The following is a 20512-nucleotide window of genomic DNA, read 5'->3' as shown; positions in this document are numbered from 1 at the left end:
GATCTACACCCGCCAGGAGCGCAACGGCATCTTGCTCGGCACCTACGAGAAGGCCTGCAAGCCGTGGTCGCCGGTCAACACCCCGTGGGATTTCGGCCATGAGCTCTTGCAACCCGACATCGATCGCATCGCGCCGTCGCTGGAAATCGGCTTCAAGCATTTCCCCGGCATCGAGAAGGCCGGTATCAAGCAGATCATCAACGGCCCCTTCACCTTCGCGCTGGACGGCAACCCGTTGGTCGGCCCAGTGCAGGGCCTGACCAATTTCTGGTGCGCCTGCGCCGTCATGGCCGGCTTCAGCCAGGGTGGCGGCGTCGGCCTCGCGCTGTCCAACTGGATGGTGCATGGCGATCCGGGCTTCGACGTCTGGGGCATGGACGTCGCCCGCTTCGGCGAATGGGCGAGCCTGCGCTACACCAACGCAAAGGTGCGCGAGAATTATTCGCGCCGCTTCTCGATCCGCTTCCCCAACGAGGAGCTTCCCGCCGCCCGCCCGGCGCAGACGACCCCGCTCTACGACATCATGCTTGCCAACAATGCCGTGATGGGCGACTCCTGGGGCCTGGAGACGCCTCTCTGGTTCGCGCCGAAGGGCACGGAGCCCAAGGACATCGTCTCCTTCCACCGCTCCAACGATTTCGGCCCGATCGGCGAGGAAGTGCGCGCCACGCGCGACAAGGTCGGCGTCACCGAGATCGCCAACTTCGCCAAATACGAGGTCTCGGGACCGGGCGCGGAGGATTTCCTCAACCGGTTGATGACCAATCGCATGCCGAAGGTCGGCCGTATCGTGCTGACCCCGATGGTCAACGAATTCGGAAAGCTGATCGGCGACTTCACCATCGCCAAGACCGGCGAGGACCGCTTCATGATCTGGGGCTCTTCCGCCGCGCAGAAATACCATATGCGCTGGTTCGAGAAACACCTGCCGAAGGACGGCCCAAGGGCGTCGGAGGTGCGCATCCACCGCTTCGACCAGACGCTGGTCGGCCTGTCGATCGCCGGGCCGAAGTCGCGCGACCTGTTGCAGAAGCTGGTCGATGTCGACGTGTCGACAAAGGCCTTCCGCTTCATGGACTTCCGCGAGATGGCGGTCGGCGGCGCGCCCTGCATGGTCAACCGCATCACCTATACCGGCGACCTCGGCTATGAGATCTGGATGGCGCCCGCCTATCAACGCTTGGTCTACAAGGCGATCAAGGAAGCGGGCGCGGAATTCGGCCTGGTCGATTTCGGCATGCGCGCTCTGCTGTCGATGCGCCTGGAAAAGAACTTCCCGACCTGGTTCCGCGAGTTGCGCCCGATCTACGGACCGTTCGAGGGCTCGATGGACCGCTTCATCAAGCTCGAGAAGAACGACTTCATCGGCCGCGAAGCGTCAGCGAAGGAGCATGCCGACGGGCCGAAGCTGCGCCGGGTCTCCTTCATCGTAGACGCGGCGGATGCCGACGTGATGGGCGACGAGCCGATCTGGGCCAAGGTCGGCAAGGACTACGGCACGGTCGAGAAGCCGCATGGCTATGGCGCGCCGCGCTTCGACACATCCGGCAAGGAAGTGCGTGGCTCGAAAGCCGCGGAAGGCGCTTCCGCCGTGCGCGGCATCGTCGACGGAGACTGGCGCGTCGTCGGCTGGGTCACGTCGGGCGGCTATGCGCATTACGTCCAGAAGTCGATGGCGCAGGGCTATGTCCCCGCGGCCCTTGCCGAAGACGAGAGCGCCGGCCTGTTCGAGATCGAAATCCTCGGCCACCGCCGCCCGGCCCGCATCAATGTCGAGCCGCCTTTCGACCCGAGCGGCGAGAAGATGCGGACCTGAAGCCCTACGAATTGTTGGATTGCGTCGGTTGCTATGGCATGGTCCGAGCCCGCTACCGGCGCATCAGCATGAGAAGACCACCCCCTTGCGGCAGCTAGAGAAATGGACCGATTGGCTGTGCGATGAACGGGTCGGTCCATTCAGCGCCGCGGTCGCCTCGGTCCTCCTCTACTGCCTGACCCAGATCGTCGTGATGGCCCTGTTGTCCCATGCTGCGGGCACGGGTGTCGGCGTCGACGATTCCGAGCAATTGATGGAAATGCGGTTCCTGGCCGCCGGCTACGGCAGTTCGCAGCCGCCTTTATACACCTGGCTGGCGATGCTCGCGGCCTCGCTGGTCGGAACCAGCGTCCTTGCCCTCAAGATCGTCAAATACGGCCTGCTGGCCGCAGGGCTGGCCGCCTATTTCACCGCCATACGCCGCCTCGGCTACTCCAACCGCGCCGCCGCGGCCGGCATGTTCGGGCTGCTTCTGTTTCCACAGATCTTCTGGGAGATGCAGCACGCCCTCACCCACTCGGTCGCCATATTCTGTTTCACCTCGGTGCTGCTTCTGGCGCTGGTCGAGGTCGAGAAGCGGCGATCGGCCATCGCCTACGCGCTGTTCGGCCTGGCGACGGCTGCCGCGATGCTGTCGAAATACAACATCGTCATCTTCCTCGCCGCCTTGTTCCTGGCGGCTCTTTCGGTTCGCGAAACGCGCCAGGCGATCCTCGACCGCCGTTTCCTGATCAGCGTGGCGGTGGCGGTCCTGGCCTGCCTGCCGACGCTTTATTGGAGCCTCACGCATCTGGAGGATCTGCTCTCGCATCAAGGGGGCCTGGGCGTGGCCGAAGGCGGCGGCGTCGCGCATACGGCATTTCTCGGCATCCGCAGACTGGTCAATGCGATCGCCAATTTCGCTGTATTACCGGTAGCGATTTTTGCCGTCGCTTATGTCCTGGCGATAAGAAAACGGACGGAGCCGCCTCAGCCGGTAAGATGGCCGGAAAAGCTGTTGTGGCGGGCGATCGTCCTTGGCTTGTTGGTCATGGTGACGGTCGTGTTGGCAGCCGGCATCACGCAGTTTCGCGACCGCTGGATGCTTCCCGTCTTTATCCTCTTGCCCGCGGCCCTTGCCATGCGTTTCGACGCCATGGGCCAGAAGGGCCGGAAAACGCAAGCCACCATCGTCTTCGTCGGCGCAGTGGTTACCATCCTCGTGCTGCCGCTGAGCTGGTACATGCACCTGCATGGCGGCGACAGCCGCGGCGGCATCGTGCGCATGGATTACCGGTCGCTCTACGACCAGATCAATGCCGACGGGCCGGTCAAGACCGTGGTCTCGAGCTGGTTCTGGGTCGGCAATCTGCGCTTGGTCGATGCCGATCTCATCGCGCTCGACGACGAGGCGCCGGACTTCGCCAGATCGATCCGCGAACCGGCGGTGCTTGTGCTTACCGACGACAGGGAATCGTCCTCGGACGTCTTCGAAGAGTTGGCGAGGGCCGGCTACGCGATGGACACCGTCCACCGCACTATTGAAGTGCCGCAGGCACTCGGCTTCCCGCCGCGCAAGGTCACAATCACCAAACTGCACAAGAAGGCCGCGCAGTAGGTTTCAGGGGAACGAATGGACACGCAACGCTTCGGCCGCCACCGCAAGATCATGCCCTTCGAACCAGGCTCGGTCGAAGCGCTGCGCGAGGCCTCGCGCGGGAAGGCGGCCTCGCTCAACCAGCATGTGCTGGGCTATGGCGAGACAGCTGAGGCGGAATGGGCCGCCGCCGGCATCGCCGCGCCCGATCTGCCCGCCATGCGCAGATACCGGCTGGACCGCATTCGTGCCGAGCTGAAGCGCCGCGACTATGCCGGCGCCCTGCTCTACGACCCGGTCAACATCCGCTACGCGACGGACTCGACCAACATGCAGCTCTGGGTCGCGCACAACCCGACACGCCATTGTTTCGTCGCCACCGAAGGGCCGGTGGTGCTGTTCGATTATTTCTCCTGCGAGCATCTGTCCGACCATTCGGGTGTCGTCGACGAGGTGCGCCCGGCCGTGTCGTGGATGTATCTCTACAGCGGCGAGCTTACCGAGCAGAAGGTCCGGCGCTGGGGCGCGGACATCGCCGAACTCGTTGCCGAGCATGGCGGCGGCAACCGCCGCATCGCTGTCGACCACATCAATCCCGAAGGCGTGGAAGAACTCGCCCGCCGCGGCATCGCGACAGGCAACGGCGAGGCGGTGATGGAGAATGCGCGCCTCATCAAATCGCCGGACGAGATCCTCGCCATGCGCCGCTCGATCGTTGCCTGCGAGGCGGCGATGGGCGAGATGCAAGTGGCGCTGAAGCCGGGCATCTCCGAAAACGAGTTATGGGCGGAGCTTCATCGAGGCAACATCGCGCGCGGCGGCGAATGGATCGAAACGCGTCTTTTGTCCTCGGGACCGCGCACCAATCCCTGGTTTCAGGAATGCTCCTCGCGCATCGTCGAGGATGGCGACCTCGTTGCCTTCGACACGGACCTGATCGGTCCTTACGGCTTCTGCGCCGATCTTTCGCGCACATGGCTCTGCGGCGACAGGCAGCCGTCGAATGAGCAGCGCAATCTGTTCCGCATCGCCGCCGGCCAGATCGCCCACAACACGGATTTGATGCGACCGGGCATCTCCTTCCGCGACCTCGTCGAGCGCGCGGCGGTGCCGCCGCCCGACTGCTATCCGACACGCTACGGCGTGCTCTATCACGGGGTCGGCCTGGCGGACGAATATCCGACACTGCCGCATGCCGGCGACTGGACCGCCGACACGCCGGACGGGATGCTCGAATCCGGCATGGTGCTGTGCGTCGAAAGCTATATCGGCAGGCTTGGCGGACGCGAAGGCGTCAAGATCGAGGAGCAGATCCTGATCACCGAAAGCGGCAATGAGAAGCTGTCAGCCTACCCGCTGGACGAGCGGCTGCTCTGATCCGCTTTCGACGACCTCGCGCATCGCGGCAATGATTCTTTCCGGCGTGGTTCTGGCGGTGATGTAGGGCAGGCCCTTGCGCCGCGCCGTCCAGCCGACCACCTTCACGCCTTTCGCCGCCGGCTCGAAACGCTGCGCCAGCGCCCAGCTTTCGCAGTCGATGGCCGCGATATCGGCCCTGCCTTCCGCGACCGCCACGATCGACGACCGGTGGCCGCCGCTTTCGCTGCGTGAGGCGAAGATGTCCAGGCTTTTGTCCATGGCCTCCAGGTCGCGCGTCAGCCCGATCAGCCCGGACATCGAGTCCGGATCGTTGAAGGTGAAGCGCTTGCCGCGAATGAGATCGAGCGGGATGACAGCCTTGCCATCCGCCGGCGAGGCGACTGACGGTCCGCCGTCCGCGGCCATCACCAACGCGCTGGAATAAAGCTCGCCCTGCCCGCCCTCGAATGCATCGTAGCTTGGCTGGGCAATCACCTGCACATGCAGGGCGAGGCCGAGTTCCATCGGCCCCCAGCATGTTTGCCCGAAGAGCAGCGCCGGGCTCAGCCAGAGTTGGTGAAAATCGAACTCGTCCGGGGGTAGCGTCGCCGGGTCGGGCGCGATCGGCTTGCCGGCGTCATCGCGAATGCCGCCAGGCACCGGCGGCAGTTCGCGATTGCTGCGCACGATCGCCTCCGGCGCATTGATGCCTCTTTGCCGGAAGGCGTCGCGAAGCCGCGCCCATTGCGCGTCGACTTCGCCACGCGCCTCTGGCCAGTCATACATCGGCAGGGCCGCAACGTACTTGCTCATGTCGAATGGCTTTCAAAGACAGGCGATCTTCAGCGCCTGCGTTCCGCCGCGAAAAAGCGGTCGCGGAAGTCGAAACTACTCTTTCGGCGGCTTCGCCGGAACCGGGGCCGTGCCGAGCCCATTGACGTTGCGCGCCCTGACCCGCGGCTTGAAGGCGCGACCGGGCTCCGGCGCGCGCCGCAGCACCGGGTGGACGATCGGCTCCTTGGCCTTGAAAGCGTGAGCTTTCAGCATCGCGAAATAGTTCGGATAGGCATAACCGTTGTTCATCCGCAGCCACTCTTCGCGCCGCTCGCGAAACAGCTTCGGCAACCTGTACCAGGCAATGGTCGGGCTCTTGTGATGAACGAAATGCAGGTTGTTGTTCAGGAACAGGAAGGAGAGCGGCGAACGCTCCACGATCACCGTGCGCCCTTCCGGATGCTCCGACCACTGGTGCTCGGCATAGGTGCGGATCGAGATCAGCGACTGGCCGAGCCACACCGGCACCAGGATATAGAGCCACAGCGGAATGCCGAAGCCAAACGTGACGATCGGCACCACAACCGCGAGACCGATGGCATGCAGCAGCCAAGCCTTGCGGATCGCCTTGTCGCCGGCGAGGATCTGCTTGGCGTCGTCGATGAAGAAACCGACCGAGGACAACCACGGACCGAGAACGAAGCGGCCGATCATGGTGTTGTTGATCTTGAGCAGAAGCTTCATTGTCGGCGGCAGCTCGTCATGCATCCAAAGCGCCTGGTAATAGCTCTCAGGATCGTCGAGCGGATCGGTCAGGCGCTCGTCCGCATGATGGCGAAGGTGGATGGTCTTGAAGCGGCGGAACGGCCACACCATGCCGATCGGCAGGAAGACGCAGGCTTCATTGATCCTGGCGTTGCGGGTCGGATGACCATGCAGCACTTCGTGCATGATCGAGGATTGCAAAGCCAGGATAAACGGCAGGACGGCAAGCGCCAAAAGCGGATGGGATGGCCACAGAAGGAAGCCGACGGCGAGCCATGCGCCGTAGCAGAAGAGTGTGAGGAAGACCGTCGGCCATTCGACCGCCGGTGCGCTGCTACGTCTCTTCATGCCGGTATTCATGCTTCTTGCCATGCTATCGACCACTGCCCTCCAGTCGCCGGAACCAACTCGATTCCTGACAACATTGTGTCAGGAGCCTGCCGTTACATCAACGCGACAATGCGCACAAACTGTTGCGAATGCGCATTTCTGGCTGCATATGTTATACATTGTAAACAAACATGGGGATTCATTTCCGCCTGAGCCACGCTCCGGCGCAAATTTTTCCTCTCCGAAGCAGGAGCAGCGTGGTGGACAAGCGCGATCTGTCGACGACCTTTCGGGAGCGCCTGAAATTGCTCTTGACACGGTCCGACTTGAACCAGTCGGCCTTCGCGATAGCGGTCGGGATCGACCGTTCGGCGCTGTCGCAACTGCTGTCCGGCGCCTCGACCCGCCTGCCCCGCGCCGAGACCCTCCTCAACATCGCCGCCGAGTTCAAGGTGTCGCTCGACTGGCTGCTTGGCCTGAGCCAGGACGAAGGCGTCACCGGCGAAATAAGGGAAAGCCTGGAGATCGAGGAGGCGCCCGACGGCTTCGACCGCACGCTTTTGGCCAAATGGCATGCCGAGGCCGCCGGCACGAAGATCCGCTACGTGCCCGCCGGCATTCCAGACCTTCTGCGCACCGAGGCACTGGTGGAATACGAGGCCGGCATCACCAACAAGAGCCGTGAGGCACAAGCCGGCGAGACGCAATACCGCATCGACTACACAAGGCGGCCGGAGACCGATATGGAGGTTTGCATGCCGCGCCATACGCTGGAGATTTTCGCGCGCGGTCTCGGTGTCTGGGACCGTTTCCCGGAGGCCGAACGGCGCAAGCAATTGCTGCACATGGCAACGCTGCTCGACGACCTTTACCCGACTTTCCGGCTGTTTCTCTATGACGGCCGCATGCGCTATTCGATCCCGTATACGATCTTCGGCCCCTATCGCGCCGCTATCTATGTCGGCGACATGTACCTGGTGTTGAACGCCACCCAGCCGGTCCGAACGCTCACCAGCCATTTCGACAATCTGATCCGGGCTGCCGACATCAACGCGCATGAGGCGGCGAGTTTTGCGCAGAAGCTGGCCGCAATGTCCTTCCCGTCAGGCTCTGTCTAATCGGCTCCACCGGCGCCATCTTGGCGATCGGCTTTAGGCTGGCCGCCGCTCATCGTTTCGGGAAACCCATGCAAGCACCGCGTCACATCGTTGTTCCTCCTCAGTCGGGCCGTTCCATGCGCGTCAGGCGCGGCGATCTGATCCGCATCGTCGATCCCAAGGGCCAGCAGGTCTCGGACCTCTGGGCCTTCTCGACCGAAGGCAGGCTCGACTGGCTGAGCACCTCGCAGACCCGCGACATCACCGAGCGGCTGTTTCCGAAACCCGGCGACCATTTCTACAGCGCCGCCGGCAAAATCGTGCTGACGCTGATCGAGGACGCCTCGCCCGGACCGCACGACATGCTCTACCCGGCCTGCGACAGCGCGCTCTACGAACGGGCCGGCCTGCCCAATCACCCGAACTGTCGCGACAATCTGATGAGGGCGCTCGGCGCGGAAGGCATCGAACTGCCCTTCGCGCCCGACCCGGTCGATCTCTTCCAGAACTCCATGCCGCAGCCCGACGGGACCTTGGTGGTCGAGGCATCGATCAATCCGCCGGGCGGCTACGTGACGCTGCGCGCCGAACAAGACCTCCTGCTTGTCGTCACCGCCTGCTCAGTCGATCATCACCCGACCAACGGCGATGCCTGCACCGAGATCGAGGTCGAGATCACTCCGGCTTCGTAAGGCCTTCGCGGTCGCAAGCTCGTTGACTGGACATAAAGACTTCTTTATATCGTTATTTGAATTCGAACACGAAAGTCAAAGTCATGACCGCGACCAACCCGATTGACGCCCTGCTTGCCGAAAAGGGCGTGCTCCTGGCCGATGGCGCCACCGGCACCAATCTGTTCGCGATGGGTCTGGAGGCCGGCGAAGCGCCTGAGCTGCTCAATGAGACTTCGCCCGAGACTATTGCCAGCCTGCATCGGAATTTCGTCGACGCCGGCGCCGATATCATTCTCACCAACTCCTTCGGCGGCACTCGCCACAGGCTGAAGCTGCATCATGCGCAGGATCGCGTTCACGAGCTGAACAAGCGCGCCGCCGAGATTGCCCGCTCCGTCGCCGACAAGGCCGGCCGCAAGGTCATCGTCGCCGGCTCCGTCGGCCCGACCGGCGAATTGCTGGTGCCGCTCGGCGCCATGACTTACGACGATGCGGTCGAGGCCTTCGCCGAACAGATCGAGGGCTTGAAGGCCGGCGGCGCCGAAGTCGCCTGGATCGAGACCATGTCGGCGCCGGACGAGATCCGCGCCGCGGCGCAAGCCGCCATCCGTGTCGGCCTGCCCTATACCTATACCGGTTCCTTCGACACGGCCGGCCGCACCATGATGGGCCTGCTGCCGAAGGATATCCACGCCGTCACCGATGGCCTGTCGCAGGCCCCTCTCGGCGTCGGCGCCAATTGCGGCGTCGGCGCTTCCGATATCCTGGCTTCGCTGCTCGACATGACCGAGGCGAAGCCGGACGCGACCGTGATCGTCAAGGGCAATTGCGGCATTCCGGAATTCCGCGGCGCGGAGATCCATTATTCCGGCACGCCGGAGCTGATGTCCGATTATGTGCGGCTGGCGGTCGATGCCGGCGCCAGGATTGTCGGCGGCTGCTGCGGCACCTCGTTCGCGCACCTTGCCGCCATGCGCAAGGCGCTCGACGCGCACACCAAGTCGACCCGCCCGACCGTCGAGACGATCGTCGAGCGCATCGGCCCGATGCGCAACAAGGTGGCGACGGCAAACACCGCCGAGACCAGCGAAGCCCGCCGCGAGCGCCGGCGCAGCCGCGCCTGATACGGTTTCTACTTGCTGTTTTCGGCGTAGCGCGACAGCGCGGTATTGAGATCGGTGCCGGCACTGCCCTGATTGTCGGCGCCCATCGTCATCAGGGCGCCCGATGCGCCGGGGTCGCTGATCTGTTCCAGCATCACGCGAAAACGGTCGTTGTTGAGGGCCGAAAGCGCTGTGTTGCGCGCCGCGTCGACATCGTTCCTGATGCGCGCGGATTCCGCTGAAGGAGCAGACGGTCCGCGCACCGGGGCATTGAGCGCCGTCGAGTTCGCGTTCCCGATTGTCGTGATATGCACTGCTGATCCCTCAAATCTCTATCAGCATTGACTAACAGAAGCTCGTTGCGGCGAGGTTCCGGAAAAGCAGCGCAGTTTAACGATCGCAAAAAGGCCGGCGGGATTTTCTCCCGCCGGTCCTTCCTTCAATCAATAATACTCTACTTGTTGCCGTCCAGCGATGAGGCCAGGCGCACCAGCGACAGGAACTCCGCCCTGTAGCCGAACGGATCGGCGCCGCGCGCGGCGTTGGCGATCTCCGCGATGCGGTCGTAGCCGAAATTCGCCGTCTGGTCCTCGTCGCGCAGCTTCTGCCCGAAGGCCGCGACCGCGACTGAGAACCGCTGGTCGGCGCCGGCAGCGTCGAAGGACGAGACGTCGTTGGCGGCGGTCACCGGCGTGGTGATGAGCTTCGAGACATTCTCGTTAGGCAGCTTATAGCGGATCTTGACGAAGGCATATTCGTCGGCATTGGCGACGCCACCGTTGTCGACCTTGGCCTGGCCGTAGCGCAGCGGGTCGACCTGCTCGCCGCCGCTGCCCTTCGGCGTGATCTCGTAGACAGCCGTCACCGAATGGCCCGAGCCGATATCGCCGGCATCGACGCGGTCGTTGTTGAAATCCTCGCGTTTCAAAGCCCGGGTCTCATAACCGACGAGACGGTATTCCGAGACCTTGGCCGGGTTGAACTCGACCTGGATCTTGACGTCCTTGGCGATGGTGAACAGCGTCGACGAGGCATCCTCGACCAGCACCTTCTCGGCTTCGGCCAGCGTGTCGATATAGGCTGCCGTGCCGTTGCCGTTCTGGGCGATGGTCTGCATCATCTGGTCGTTCAAATTGCCGCGGCCGAAGCCGAACACCGACAGGAACACGCCGGTCTTGCGCTCCTTCTCGATCAGTTGCTTGAGGTCGTCGTCATCGGTCTGGCCGACATTGAAATCGCCGTCCGTGGCCAGCATCACCCGGTTGACGCCGTCCTTGACGAAGGATTGCTGGGCAAGCTTGTAGGCCTCGCGGATGCCTTCCTCGCCGGCCGTCGAGCCGCCGGGCGCCAGATTGTCGATGGCCGCGAGGATCTTCTGCTTTTCCGCCGCCTTCGTCGGCATCAGCACAGTGCCGGCATTGCCGGCATAGGTGACGATCGAAACGGTGTCGTCGGCCTTCAGCCTGCTCACCAGCAAGCGGAAGGCGGACTTGAGCAGCGGCAGCTTGTCCGGCTCGTCCATCGACCCCGACACGTCGATCAGGAAGACCAGATTGGCCTTCGGCTGCTCGGCCGGCTTCACGTCGAAACCCTTGATCGCGACATGCATGAGCTTGGTGTGCTCGTTCCACGGCGTCGGCATGACGGTGACGGTCGAGTTGAACGGCGTTGAAGCCGATTCGGGGCCCTTCCAGTCATAGGGGAAGTAGTTGATCATCTCCTCGACGCGGACCGTGTCAGGGTCGGGCAGAGCGCCTTCCTTCAGCGAGCGCCGCACGAAGGAATAGGAGGCCGTGTCGACATCGATCGAGAAGGTCGAGACCGGATCCTGGGCTGTTTCATGCACCGGATTGGTTTTGAAATTCTCGACGCGGTCGCGGTTTTCCTCCTGCGGCTGCAGTTGGTCGACCGGCATGGGCGCGGGCTGCACCATCAGCTTGGAATCGGCGACCGCCGGCGGAGACGCCGGAATCCCGGCAGCTGCTCCTGCCGGTGCCTTGTCGGCCCGCTCCAGCTCGTCGGCGCTCCGTTTGGGGGAATAGCCCGCAATTACCCCGACCCCGTCTTTGCCGCTTGCCGCGAGTTGGCCGCTCTCCGCCGGCGCGGGTTGCAGGGCAGGCTCGACCTCGGCCGCCGGCTTGGGCGGCGTTGCCGGCACCGTTTGTGAATTGGCCCGGACCTCGGCGTCCGCGTCGGTCTTCTTCTGCTTGGCCGGCGCCGCTGCCAGCGGCTCGTTGATCGCGGGCTGTTCCGGCGCAGGCTTCTGCGCCCCCGGCTTGTCTGCCACCGTCTCGGTGACGGTGCCGTTGCCGCCGATGATCCGCGGCTGTTCCTTCAGCATCTCGAAAGCGGCATAGCCGGCAATAGGCAGCGCGACCAGCGCGGTGATGGCCGGCGTGGCAATGAGTTTCCGTTGCATGATGTCTCTCCAGAGCATTCTTGCTCGCTCCGTGAGACGAAGGCCTGCGGACGTTCCTTGGGAGACCGCGGAAATTTTTTCGTCGAGGTCGAAAGCCTGCATCGCGGCGGTGAACGCGCGCGCCTTCGCCACCCCGTCCGGCGCCGGTACGGCGATATCGCGCAGCCTTTCGAGTTCGTTGTCGTCGACCATGGTCACACTTCCCCGGCTGAACGCATCAGCACCTTCAGCCGTTTCTTCGCTTCATGGATGTGCCAGGAAACCGTCGCCTCCGAGATCGCCATCACCTCCGCCGCCGCGGCGTGGTTGAGACCTTCGCCATAGACCAGCAGAACCGCGTCGCGCTGCTTGTCTGGCAGCATCCGCACCGCCGCCCACAGCGCTTCGGTTGGATCGTCGGCCTCAGCCGGTGCTTCGCCGGCAATCGACGTATAGGCGCCGTAGGCATCGGTCCTGGCGGTGTCGCGGGCGCGCTTGCGCATCATGTCGCGCGCCGCGTTCAGCGTCATGGCATAGAGCCATGTCGTGAAGGCGCCGCTGCCCTGATAATCGCGGATCGCGCGGCCGAGCCGCACGCAGACGTCCTGGGCGATGTCCTCGGCATCGGCTTTCCTGCCGCACCAGCGATAGGCGGCGCGATAGACGAAGCCATAGTGCCTTTCGAGCAGTTTGCCGAAAGCACCCCTGTCTCCGCCCCTCGCCCGCCCGATCAGTTCGGCATCGGAGGCTTCGCTGTCGTCCAGCATCATCGCCATCATTTGCCTGTTGGACGAAGGCTAATGGCCAATCCTTGGGGCGATGCAAAGATTTTTTTGCACAAACATTCCTTCACACCGTTTACGGGGGAGAAGGTGTCACGAAGTGACGGATGAGGGGCAGCGCGGCCATAGGCCAGAAGATCGCTTACCCCAACGTCTCTTTGAAGAACGTCCCCAGCCGCTTCCAATGGCGCTCGGCACCTGCCTCGTCATAGACGCTGTGGTCCTTGACGCACCAGCCATGGCCGACGCCGACATAATTCTCGATGACATGATCGACTTCGGCGACCCTGAGCGCTTCCGCCAGCCGCGCCGACTGCTCCGGCGGGAAGCTGCGGTCGACGCCGGCAACCCCCACATAGACGCGCGCCTCGATCGAGGCCGCCTTGCGGTGGGGGCTGTCGGGCGCGTCGCTGGCGAGATTGCCGCCGTGGAAGCTTGCCGCGGCGACGATGCGGTCGGGGTGGGTCGCGGCCGCATTGAGCGCCCGCGCGCCGCCCATGCAATAGCCAACGACGCCGATCGGCCCATCAACCCCTTCGGCGGCGAGCGCATCGAGGAAGGCGGCGTTGTCGCGGATGGTCATTTCCTGCGTGGTGCCGGTAACCAGCGCCATCAGCTTGGTCTTGGTTTCCTCCGCCGTGAAGGCGGTCTTGGCGTCGAACGGACCGTAGGGCGCGTTGCGGTAAAAAAGATCGGGCACCAGCACGGCATAGCCGTGGCCGGCGAGCCGCTCGGCCATCTCGTCAAGCGCCGGGCGCGGCCCGAAGGCGTCCATATAAAGGATGACGCCGGCGCTGGCCTTGGTTGACGGTCGAAAAAGGCCAGCCTTTGCCTTGCCGTCCCTGGTTTCGAACTCGATCTGCTTTCCAGTCATGATGCTCTCCGTTGCCTGTCGCGCGTTAGATATCGGCACGCGCCGTTCCGGCAAGCCATTCCCGGACCAGGCCGTTCAAGATTTCGTGCGGCCAGCCTGCCTCCTAGAGCCGCGCGAAGGCCGCCATATGAAAGGCCTGCACCTCCGGCGGATAGCGATAGCTTGTGCCATAGGGGCAGGCGTTGCGGTCGAGGCAGCCGCCCACCCGGCAGGGCTCGCCACGGGAGCCGCGAACATGGTCCAGACAGGCTTCATGGGCAAAGCCCTGCCCGGAATAGGCGTCCACCGGACAGGATTTCAGGCAGGGTTTTGCGACACATGTGTCGCAGAGATGAATCGCTGCATGAGGTTCGGGAAGAGAAATCTCGTCCTCGAACAGCAATGCGCCGCGATAGGCATGCCATAGCCCATATTGGGGGTGCATCAGAACGCCGAGCGGCGACGGTTTCAGCCCTTCGGCCCGCATCGCCCATTGCTGGAACGGCAGATAGGGCCGGTCTGAAGGCGAAACGGCACGGGCGTCGCAGCCTTGCGCGACCGAGCCGATCACCTCGCGCGACCAAGTGTCGAGCGGATTGGCGATGTCCCTCGCCTGCTGTTCCAGCCAGCGCTGAAAATACGGCCATGGCGCCGCGCCTGCTTGCCCGACCAAAAGCATCGATTTGGCCGGAGCGCCAGAAGGTCCGGCCGGTGCAACCGCATCATCGCCAAAGCTGAAACCGCCGCGAAGGATCAGGCCACTGGCCGCGAGCACGGCCGCAATCTCCTCGACCGTGCCGCGGGAAAAAGTCATCCCTTCCGGTCCGGGTCGGAGAACGCGCTCCGCCAGACTTCCTTATGGATGATGTCGGCCACTTTAGCCCGGCCTGACTCGGGCTCCTTTCACGTGAAGGCGTCGGCCATCGAGCCCTTCTTCTTGGCGATGAAATCCTTCAGCGCCTCGTCGATGGCCGGATCGAGATGTGGCGCCTCGTAGCTCTCCAGCCAGCGGCGGGCGAGCTCGTTGGCGCGCTGCGGGGCGGTCTTCTCGCCTTCGGCCAGCCACTGCTCGTAGGAATTGTTGTCGGCGATGTTGGAGCGGTAGAAGGCCGTCTGGAAATTCGCCTGCGTGTGGTCGCAGCCGAGATAATGGCTGCCCGGACCGACCTGGCGGATCGCGTCCATCGCCTGGCCGTTTTCCGACAGGTCGACGCCCTCGGCAAACTTCTGCTGCATGCCGAGCTGGTCGATATCCATCATGAATTTTTCATAGCAGGAGGCGAGACCGCCCTCGAGCCAGCCGGCCGAATGCAGCACGAAATTGGTGCCGGCAAGGATCGTCGAGTTGAGCGTGTTGGCGCTCTCATAAGCTGCCTGCGCATCCGGGACCTTTGAGGCGCAGAGCGAGCCGCCGGTGCGGAACGGCAAGCCGAGCCGGCGTGCAAGCTGCGCCGCGCCATAGGACACCAGCGACGGCTCCGGCGTGCCGAAGGTCGGCGCGCCCGACTGCATCGAGATCGACGAGGCGAAGGTGCCGAACAGCACCGGCGCGCCGGGCCTGATCAGCTGGGTGAACGAAGCGCCGGCGAGCACCTCGGCGAGCACCTGCGTCAGCGTGCCGGCAACCGTCACCGGGCTCATCGCGCCGGCCAGGATGAAGGGCGTGACGATGCAGGCCTGGTTGTGGCGCGAATAGACTTTCAGGGCGCCGAGCATGGTCTCGTCGAACACCATCGGCGAGTTGGCGTTGATCAGGCTGGTCAGCACCGTATTGTTCTCGACGAAGTCGTCGCCGAACACGAGCTTGGCCATCGCCACCGTGTCCTCGGCCCGCTCCGGCGCCGTCACCGAGCCCATGAACGGTTTGTCCGAGTAACGGATGTGCGCGTAGATCATGTCGAGATGGCGCTTGTTGACCGGCACGTCGACCGGCTCGCACACCGTGCCCCCCGAATGGTGGATCGACGGCGCCATATAGGCGAGCTTCACGAAATTCTGGAAATCCTCGATGGTCGCGTAGCGGCGGTTGCCGTCGAGGTCGCGCACGAAAGGCGGGCCGTAGACCGGCGCGAACACCGTCGCATTGCCGCCGATCTGCACCGAGCGCTCCGGGTTGCGCGCATGCTGGGTGTAGATGGAGGGGGCGGTCTTCAACAGCGAGCGGCAGAGGCCCTTGGGGAAGTGCACGCGCTCGCCCTTGACGTCGGCACCCGCTTCTTTCCACAGCGCCAGCGCTTCGGCGTCGTCGCGAAAGATGATGCCGATTTCTTCCAGCACCGTGTCGGTGTTCTTCTCGATCAGCGCCAGGCCTTCCTCGTTGAGGACCTCGTAGACGTTGATCTTGCGCTTGATGTAGGTGAGCTGCGTGCCCGGACCGCCGCCCGAACGGGCAGCCCGGCGTGCCGCCGCGCCGCCGCTGGCGCCGCGTCCGCGCCGTCCGCCCGACGCTTCCTGCTCGACTGCCGCGTTATCGCTCATGATCGTTCTTCCTATAAATCTGGCCTGAACTGGCCTGCGGCCCATCGCTGCCGCTTCTTGCCCGGATCGTAGTCATGCACCCTATTGGAAACGGCCAGCCAGCGCCAACGCCTGTCGCAAAATCGACAAGAAAAGCGCCAATTTTTCAGTCGCTTTCCTTTTGCGGAAAGTCGCAAATCAGCTATGGATGCCCTGCCCTCGCGGGTTAGGTATTGGCGCATCGATTTTAAGGCTGCCGCAGTCATTCCGAGCAGCAAGGAGCCCGAGAGAAATGTCCGACGACGAGATCATCCTTTCCGAGCTTTCCGACGACGAGCTCGTGCAGCAGATGCACGACGATCTTTATGATGGGCTGAAGGAAGAGATCGAGGAAGGCACGCGAATCCTGCTCGAGCGCGGCTGGGCGCCCTACAAGGTGCTGACCGAGGCGCTGGTCGAAGGCATGCGCATCGTCGGCGAGGATTTCCGCGACGGCATCCTGTTCGTGCCGGAAGTGCTGCTCTCGGCCAACGCCATGAAGGCCGGCATGTTCATCCTGCGTCCGCTGCTCGCCGCCACCGGCGCGCCGAAGCAGGGCAAGATGGTGATCGGCACCGTTAAGGGCGACATCCACGACATCGGCAAGAACCTCGTCGGCATGATGATGGAAGGTGCCGGCTTCGATGTCATCGATCTCGGCATCAACAACGCCGTCGAGAAGTACCTGGACGCGATCGAGCAGCACCAGCCCGACATCATCGGCATGTCGGCGCTGCTCACCACCACCATGCCCTATATGAAGGTCGTCATCGATACGATGAAGGAAAAGGGCATCCGCGACGATTATGTCGTGCTGGTCGGCGGCGCGCCGCTCAACGAGGAATTCGGCAAGGCCGTCGGCGCCGATGCCTATTGCCGCGATGCCGCGGTGGCCGTCGAGACCGCCAAGGACTACATGAAGCGCAAGCACAACGTTCGCGCTTCCGCCTGATCCAAGGCATCAGGATGGATCGACAAGAAAAGCCGCGCCTTGCAGCGCGGCTTTTTTGTTCCCAGATGATGGGAGAGGCTGCCGATCAGTTGACAGTGTCTTTGACCGCCCTTGCCGTCGATTTGACGTCCTTGCCGACGCCTCGGATGGTGTTCGCGCAGGCCGTGAGGGCAAGCGCGCAGGCCAGGATGGCGATCGGCGCGATGCGTAGCAGTTTCATGGACGGTGTCTCCCTCGACAGGTATTAAGCCCCGCAGCGAAAGCCGGCCCGACTTGGTCAAGACGCAAAAAACGAAATCGAATCAAACGGACAGGCTGCTCGTCATCGCCTGCGGGATGATTGCGCGCGAAGTTTTGGCCGTCAAGCAACAGCTAAAGCTCGACCATCTCGAGCTGACCTGCCTGCCGGCCGAGTTCCATTTCTATCCGGACCGCATCGCGCCGGCGATGGATAAGGCGATCGAGAAGGCCAAGGCGGAAGGCTACCAGCACATCTTCGTCGGCTACGCCGATTGCGGCACCGGCGGCCTGCTCGATCGCGTCATCGAGAAGCACGGCGTCGAGCGCATGGCCGGGCCGCATTGCTTTGCCTTCTACCAAGGCATGGATGCCTACGCGAAGGTCGCCGACGACGACATGATGTCGTTTTATATGACCGACTTCCTCTGCCGCCAGTTCGAGGCTTTCTTCATCAAGCCGCTCGGCCTCGACAGGCATCCCGAACTGATCAAGGACTATTTCGGTAATTACGAGAAGCTGATCTATCTCGCCCAGACCGACGATCCGGAGCTCGACAAGGTCGCCGAGAAAGCCGCCGTCATGCTCGGCCTCGCCTATGAGCGCCGGCCGACGGGATATGGCGATTTGACAAGCGAACTGGCGCGGGCGGCACAGGGCGCCTGAAGGTCGGTCTTCACGCCTCGGCTTCCAGCGCCCTCAACACATCGGCAAAACTCGTTCTGCACACAAAGCCCAGTCGCTCTCGCGCCCGCGACGGATCGTAAACGCGGTCGATCGAGGAGAACATCGTCCAGCCCTTCCTCGCATAGAGCCTCGAATAGTCCGGGAAATAGCGCGCGACGACCGTCGGCGCGTCGGCGATCAACTCGACGCAATCCTGCGGCCGGAACGGCGTCGGCGCCGAGATGATTAAGACGTCGAAGCCAAGGCTCGGCGCTTTCTCCAGGGCCGCCACATGGGCCTCGGCCGCGTCCTCCACCGTCAGCCGCCGGAACAGCAATTCGTTGGCCTTGGTGTTGGCATCGGACTGTTCGATGGCATGTGCCATGTCGTCCGCCTCGGGAAAGAAGCGCGCGGTGCGCAGCACCACCACCGGCAGCCCATGCTCGATGTGGTGGAGGCGACAGAGATGCTCGGCGGAAAGTTTCGTCACGCCATAGATGTTGCGCGGCTCCGGCGACATCTCTTCGGTCAGCCAGGCCGCCTTGCGCGCGCCACCCCGGAAACCGGCGCGGATCGCCTGCGATATCATCAGCGAAGTCGTCGAGGTGAAGACGAAGCGCTGCACGCCGCAGGCCACGGCCGCGTCGAGCAGGTTGAGCGTGCCTTGCACATTCGTGGCGACGAAGGCGCTAGTCTCATGATGCTCGATGTTCGGCTTGTGCAGCGCCCCACTGTGAATAATGGCCTCGATGCTGTTCTCGCGGATAGTCTTCAGGACAAGATCGCGATCCGCGATCGAGCCGACAACTTGGGTGCGCGCCGAGAGAACCGGATCAAGTCCGACGACGTGATGGCCCAGCGCTTCGAGCCTCGGCGTAAGCGCGCTGCCCAGCCAGCCGGACGATCCCGTGAGCAAGATCCGCATCGATCGAAACGCCATTTTTTCCGAACTGCTGTTGTTAAGCACGGATGACAGACGATCGCGAACCGGTAAGTTGTGCGCCAGTGATAGAAAGAACTTTGTTCCAGCCATTGATTTGAGGAAACACGTTCATGATGCCTCGCCTGCTCCTTGCCGCCCTCGGTCTCGTCGCCCTCACTTTGCCGTCCCTTGCCGATGGCGAAGTGCAGAAGCTGATCACGGCTGCCGACAAGGCGCGATTAGACAAATATGGCGAGACGCGCAAGGCGGCCCTCGAAGAGGCAAAGGCCGGCGATCCGGCCGAGGTCAAGCAGTTGGATGAACTGCTCGCCAAACCACTTGTCGCCTTCCCCGACAAGGATCTCACCGGCAACTGGAAGTGCCGCACCATCAAGGCGGGCGGCATCGGCCCGCTCGTCATCTATGGCTGGTTCAAGTGCAAGGTGACCGACGACGGCTCAGGCTGGCGGCTTGCGAAGATCAGCGGCTCGCAGCGCACCGCCGGCCGTTTTTTCGACGATGGCGACAAACGCGCCATCTATCTCGGCTCGTTCTCGGTCAATGACGACAAGGCCAAGCCCTATGGCAGCGGCCCCGAAAGCGACCAGGTCGGCTATGCCTTCCGCAACAGCGCCACCGAATGGCGGATCGAATTCCCCGCGCCCTATTACGAATCGAAGCTCGACATCATGGAATTGAAGCGCTGAGCCAACCCCTTCGACGCCGGCTGAAACGCCTCCGCCACACCAGGGATTAACCCGGTCCGCATAACATGCGCCCGATCTTCAGAGCGGGTGCTTGCCATGGCAGCGTCGGAATCGATTACGCGACCGATCGTGGTCGTCACCGAAGGTGGCCCGCATATCTGGGCCATCGTCAATGCGCTTGCCGATCGCGTCGGCCCCGTCAGCGTCATCCTCGAATCCCCTGAATCCAAAAAGCGCCTGCTCATGGGCCGCGCCCGTCGGCAAGGCTGGATCTCGGCCATCGGCCAGCTCGGCACCATGGTACTGACCAGGCTCGGCAAGCGCTTCCTGGCCCGTCATGCCGCGCGACTGATCGCCGAGGAGAAGCTCGCAACCGAGCCGAGGCAAGGCCAGGCGATCATCCATGTCCCTTCAGCCAACGGGCCGGAATGCCTGAAGGGGATCGTGAGCATCAATCCTGGCGTTGTGCTGCTTGCCGGCTGCAGGCTGCTGTCGAAGGCTACGCTGGCCAAGATGCCTTGCCCGGTGCTCAACTATCACGCCGGCATCGCGCCAAAATATCGCGGCATGAATGGCGGCTACTGGGCGCTGGCCTCCGGCGATCACGGGAATTTCGGCACCACAGTGCATCTGGTCGATGCCGGCGTCGACACCGGCGGCGTGCTGAAGCAGGCGCGCGGCAAGCCCAAGACCGGCGATACGATCGCCAGCTACGCGCTGCGGCAGGCAGCATTTTCGCGCGATATCTGCGTCGAGGCGGTCGGCAATGCGCTGGCCGGCAGACTGGAAACGATCGACCCTGGCCTGCCGTCGAAGCAGTGGTACCACCCGACGATCTGGTTCTACCTCTGGACCGGCCTGACCAAGCGCGTCTGGTAGTCAGCCGGCCACGGATTTCGGCATTCGCTTTGCGTCATCGCCAGCGTCGCTTTTGAAGGCGCGCGCGTCGTCCCATAACAAGCAGCCCAACAGCGCATGCGGCAATGCTCCAAGACTTCGAGGAGT

The 20512-nt window shown here is 63.5% G+C and carries 20 protein-coding genes; 10 read left to right on the top strand and 10 right to left on the bottom strand.

Annotated features, from left to right (window positions below; all coding sequences use genetic code 11):
- The 3 genes from FJW10_RS16590 to FJW10_RS16580 all read left to right on the top strand — a co-directional run.
- A partial coding sequence (locus FJW10_RS16590; protein WP_140900903.1) for an FAD-dependent oxidoreductase occupies nucleotides 1-1816 on the top strand: 1816 nt, incomplete at its 5' end.
- A gap of 85 nt (nucleotides 1817-1901) precedes the next feature.
- Entirely contained in the window at nucleotides 1902-3413 is a 1512-nt protein-coding gene (locus FJW10_RS16585) for a glycosyltransferase family 39 protein (protein WP_181177552.1), read from the top strand.
- 15 nt (nucleotides 3414-3428) lie between these two features.
- On the top strand, nucleotides 3429-4769 hold the full coding sequence (locus FJW10_RS16580; RefSeq protein ID WP_140900901.1) for a Xaa-Pro peptidase family protein: 1341 nt from the start codon (nucleotides 3429-3431) through the stop codon (nucleotides 4767-4769).
- Here the strand turns inward: FJW10_RS16580 and FJW10_RS16575 are convergent.
- The gene (locus FJW10_RS16575) at nucleotides 4737-5564 is read right to left on the bottom strand and encodes a PhnD/SsuA/transferrin family substrate-binding protein (protein WP_140900900.1); all 828 of its coding nucleotides are present in this window, start codon (nucleotides 5562-5564) and stop codon (nucleotides 4737-4739) included. The two genes, FJW10_RS16580 and FJW10_RS16575, sit on opposite strands and share 33 nt — an antisense overlap.
- A 75-nt stretch (nucleotides 5565-5639) precedes the next feature.
- Nucleotides 5640-6650: a fatty acid desaturase gene (locus tag FJW10_RS16570; protein ID WP_140786281.1), complete on the bottom strand. Its 1011-nt coding sequence runs from the start codon at nucleotides 6648-6650 to the stop codon at nucleotides 5640-5642.
- Nucleotides 6651-6880: 230 nt separating this feature from the next.
- Here FJW10_RS16570 and FJW10_RS16565 point away from each other — a divergent pair, with 230 nt between their 5' ends.
- The 3 genes from FJW10_RS16565 (at nucleotide 6881) to bmt (ending at nucleotide 9515) form a co-directional block, all read left to right on the top strand.
- Nucleotides 6881-7738 carry a helix-turn-helix transcriptional regulator gene (locus FJW10_RS16565; protein ID WP_140900899.1) on the top strand — a complete coding sequence of 286 codons (858 nt, stop codon included), beginning with the start codon at nucleotides 6881-6883 and terminating at the stop codon, nucleotides 7736-7738.
- Between the two features lie 68 nt (nucleotides 7739-7806).
- Nucleotides 7807-8409 (top strand): urea carboxylase-associated family protein, encoded by a 603-nt coding sequence (locus FJW10_RS16560; RefSeq protein ID WP_140900898.1) that lies wholly within the window; start codon nucleotides 7807-7809, stop codon nucleotides 8407-8409.
- Between the two features lie 83 nt (nucleotides 8410-8492).
- Nucleotides 8493-9515, top strand: coding sequence for a betaine--homocysteine S-methyltransferase (gene bmt, locus FJW10_RS16555; RefSeq protein ID WP_140900897.1), 1023 nt, complete (start codon nucleotides 8493-8495; stop codon nucleotides 9513-9515).
- An 8-nt stretch (nucleotides 9516-9523) separates the two neighbouring features.
- Here bmt and FJW10_RS16550 read toward each other — a convergent pair whose 3' ends face one another.
- The 6 genes from FJW10_RS16550 to FJW10_RS16525 all read right to left on the bottom strand — a co-directional run bounded on the left by FJW10_RS16550 (nucleotide 9524) and on the right by FJW10_RS16525 (nucleotide 16005).
- Nucleotides 9524-9808: a hypothetical protein gene (locus FJW10_RS16550; RefSeq protein WP_246672478.1), complete on the bottom strand. Its 285-nt coding sequence runs from the start codon at nucleotides 9806-9808 to the stop codon at nucleotides 9524-9526.
- 140 nt (nucleotides 9809-9948) lie between these two features.
- On the bottom strand, nucleotides 9949-12105 hold the full coding sequence (locus FJW10_RS16545; RefSeq protein ID WP_140900896.1) for a VWA domain-containing protein: 2157 nt from the start codon (nucleotides 12103-12105) through the stop codon (nucleotides 9949-9951).
- 2 nt (nucleotides 12106-12107) lie between these two features.
- A complete protein-coding gene (locus tag FJW10_RS16540; protein ID WP_140836423.1) occupies nucleotides 12108-12668 on the bottom strand; it encodes an RNA polymerase sigma factor in 561 nt (186 codons plus the stop codon).
- 148 nt (nucleotides 12669-12816) lie between these two features.
- Nucleotides 12817-13548, bottom strand: a complete 732-nt coding sequence (locus FJW10_RS16535) for a dienelactone hydrolase family protein (protein WP_140900895.1) — start codon at nucleotides 13546-13548, stop codon at nucleotides 12817-12819.
- 103 nt (nucleotides 13549-13651) lie between these two features.
- Nucleotides 13652-14341 carry a 4Fe-4S dicluster domain-containing protein gene (locus FJW10_RS16530; protein WP_140900894.1) on the bottom strand — a complete coding sequence of 230 codons (690 nt, stop codon included), beginning with the start codon at nucleotides 14339-14341 and terminating at the stop codon, nucleotides 13652-13654.
- 89 nt (nucleotides 14342-14430) lie between these two features.
- The gene (locus FJW10_RS16525; protein WP_140705563.1) at nucleotides 14431-16005 is read right to left on the bottom strand and encodes a trimethylamine methyltransferase family protein; all 1575 of its coding nucleotides are present in this window, start codon (nucleotides 16003-16005) and stop codon (nucleotides 14431-14433) included.
- Nucleotides 16006-16276: 271 nt separating this feature from the next.
- On the opposite strand from FJW10_RS16525, the gene FJW10_RS16520 reads away from it, so the two are divergent.
- Nucleotides 16277-16975 carry a B12-binding domain-containing protein gene (locus tag FJW10_RS16520; protein ID WP_140495658.1) on the top strand — a complete coding sequence of 233 codons (699 nt, stop codon included), beginning with the start codon at nucleotides 16277-16279 and terminating at the stop codon, nucleotides 16973-16975.
- An 85-nt stretch (nucleotides 16976-17060) separates the two neighbouring features.
- On the opposite strand, the gene FJW10_RS16515 is transcribed toward FJW10_RS16520, so the two are convergent.
- Nucleotides 17061-17195, bottom strand: a complete 135-nt coding sequence (locus FJW10_RS16515; protein WP_041003961.1) for an entericidin A/B family lipoprotein — start codon at nucleotides 17193-17195, stop codon at nucleotides 17061-17063.
- Nucleotides 17196-17248: 53 nt separating this feature from the next.
- On the opposite strand from FJW10_RS16515, the gene FJW10_RS16510 reads away from it, so the two are divergent.
- Nucleotides 17249-17878 carry a DUF1638 domain-containing protein gene (locus tag FJW10_RS16510; protein WP_140836429.1) on the top strand — a complete coding sequence of 210 codons (630 nt, stop codon included), beginning with the start codon at nucleotides 17249-17251 and terminating at the stop codon, nucleotides 17876-17878.
- Nucleotides 17879-17888: 10 nt separating this feature from the next.
- Here the strand turns inward: FJW10_RS16510 and FJW10_RS16505 are convergent, their stop codons facing one another.
- Nucleotides 17889-18803 (bottom strand): NAD(P)-dependent oxidoreductase, encoded by a 915-nt coding sequence (locus FJW10_RS16505; RefSeq protein WP_140900893.1) that lies wholly within the window; start codon nucleotides 18801-18803, stop codon nucleotides 17889-17891.
- 128 nt (nucleotides 18804-18931) lie between these two features.
- Here FJW10_RS16505 and FJW10_RS16500 point away from each other — a divergent pair, with 128 nt between their 5' ends.
- Both FJW10_RS16500 and FJW10_RS16495 read left to right on the top strand, forming a co-directional pair.
- A complete protein-coding gene (locus tag FJW10_RS16500; protein WP_140900892.1) occupies nucleotides 18932-19507 on the top strand; it encodes a DUF4893 domain-containing protein in 576 nt (191 codons plus the stop codon).
- A 96-nt stretch (nucleotides 19508-19603) separates the two neighbouring features.
- Nucleotides 19604-20386, top strand: coding sequence for a formyl transferase (locus FJW10_RS16495; RefSeq protein WP_140836435.1), 783 nt, complete (start codon nucleotides 19604-19606; stop codon nucleotides 20384-20386).
- The last annotated feature ends 126 nt before the right edge of the window (nucleotides 20387-20512 follow it).

The sequence above is a fragment of the Mesorhizobium sp. B4-1-1 genome, from assembly GCF_006439375.1.
Classification (GTDB): Bacteria; Pseudomonadota; Alphaproteobacteria; order Rhizobiales; family Rhizobiaceae; genus Mesorhizobium.
Note: the sequence above shows the minus strand (reverse complement) of the source record. Positions and strands in the feature narration are given on the sequence as shown.

Bases quoted from the DNA above. Each gene is read 5' to 3' on its own strand.
- FJW10_RS16505 (WP_140900893.1), bottom strand. From the start codon at position 18,803: ATGCGGATCTTGCTCACGGGATCGTCCGGCTGGCTGGGCAGCGCGCTT.
- FJW10_RS16500 (WP_140900892.1), top strand. From the start codon at position 18,932: ATGATGCCTCGCCTGCTCCTTGCCGCCCTCGGTCTCGTCGCCCTCACT.
- FJW10_RS16560 (WP_140900898.1), top strand. From the start codon at position 7,807: ATGCAAGCACCGCGTCACATCGTTGTTCCTCCTCAGTCGGGCCGTTCC.
- FJW10_RS16545 (WP_140900896.1), bottom strand. From the start codon at position 12,105: ATGGTCGACGACAACGAACTCGAAAGGCTGCGCGATATCGCCGTACCG.
- FJW10_RS16515 (WP_041003961.1), bottom strand. From the start codon at position 17,195: ATGAAACTGCTACGCATCGCGCCGATCGCCATCCTGGCCTGCGCGCTT.
- FJW10_RS16495 (WP_140836435.1), top strand. From the start codon at position 19,604: ATGGCAGCGTCGGAATCGATTACGCGACCGATCGTGGTCGTCACCGAA.
- FJW10_RS16535 (WP_140900895.1), bottom strand. From the start codon at position 13,548: ATGACTGGAAAGCAGATCGAGTTCGAAACCAGGGACGGCAAGGCAAAG.
- FJW10_RS16520 (WP_140495658.1), top strand. From the start codon at position 16,277: ATGTCCGACGACGAGATCATCCTTTCCGAGCTTTCCGACGACGAGCTC.
- FJW10_RS16530 (WP_140900894.1), bottom strand. From the start codon at position 14,341: ATGACTTTTTCCCGCGGCACGGTCGAGGAGATTGCGGCCGTGCTCGCG.
- FJW10_RS16570 (WP_140786281.1), bottom strand. From the start codon at position 6,650: ATGAATACCGGCATGAAGAGACGTAGCAGCGCACCGGCGGTCGAATGG.
- bmt (WP_140900897.1), top strand. From the start codon at position 8,493: ATGACCGCGACCAACCCGATTGACGCCCTGCTTGCCGAAAAGGGCGTG.
- FJW10_RS16525 (WP_140705563.1), bottom strand. From the start codon at position 16,005: ATGAGCGATAACGCGGCAGTCGAGCAGGAAGCGTCGGGCGGACGGCGC.
- FJW10_RS16540 (WP_140836423.1), bottom strand. From the start codon at position 12,668: ATGGCGATGATGCTGGACGACAGCGAAGCCTCCGATGCCGAACTGATC.
- FJW10_RS16575 (WP_140900900.1), bottom strand. From the start codon at position 5,564: ATGAGCAAGTACGTTGCGGCCCTGCCGATGTATGACTGGCCAGAGGCG.
- FJW10_RS16580 (WP_140900901.1), top strand. From the start codon at position 3,429: ATGGACACGCAACGCTTCGGCCGCCACCGCAAGATCATGCCCTTCGAA.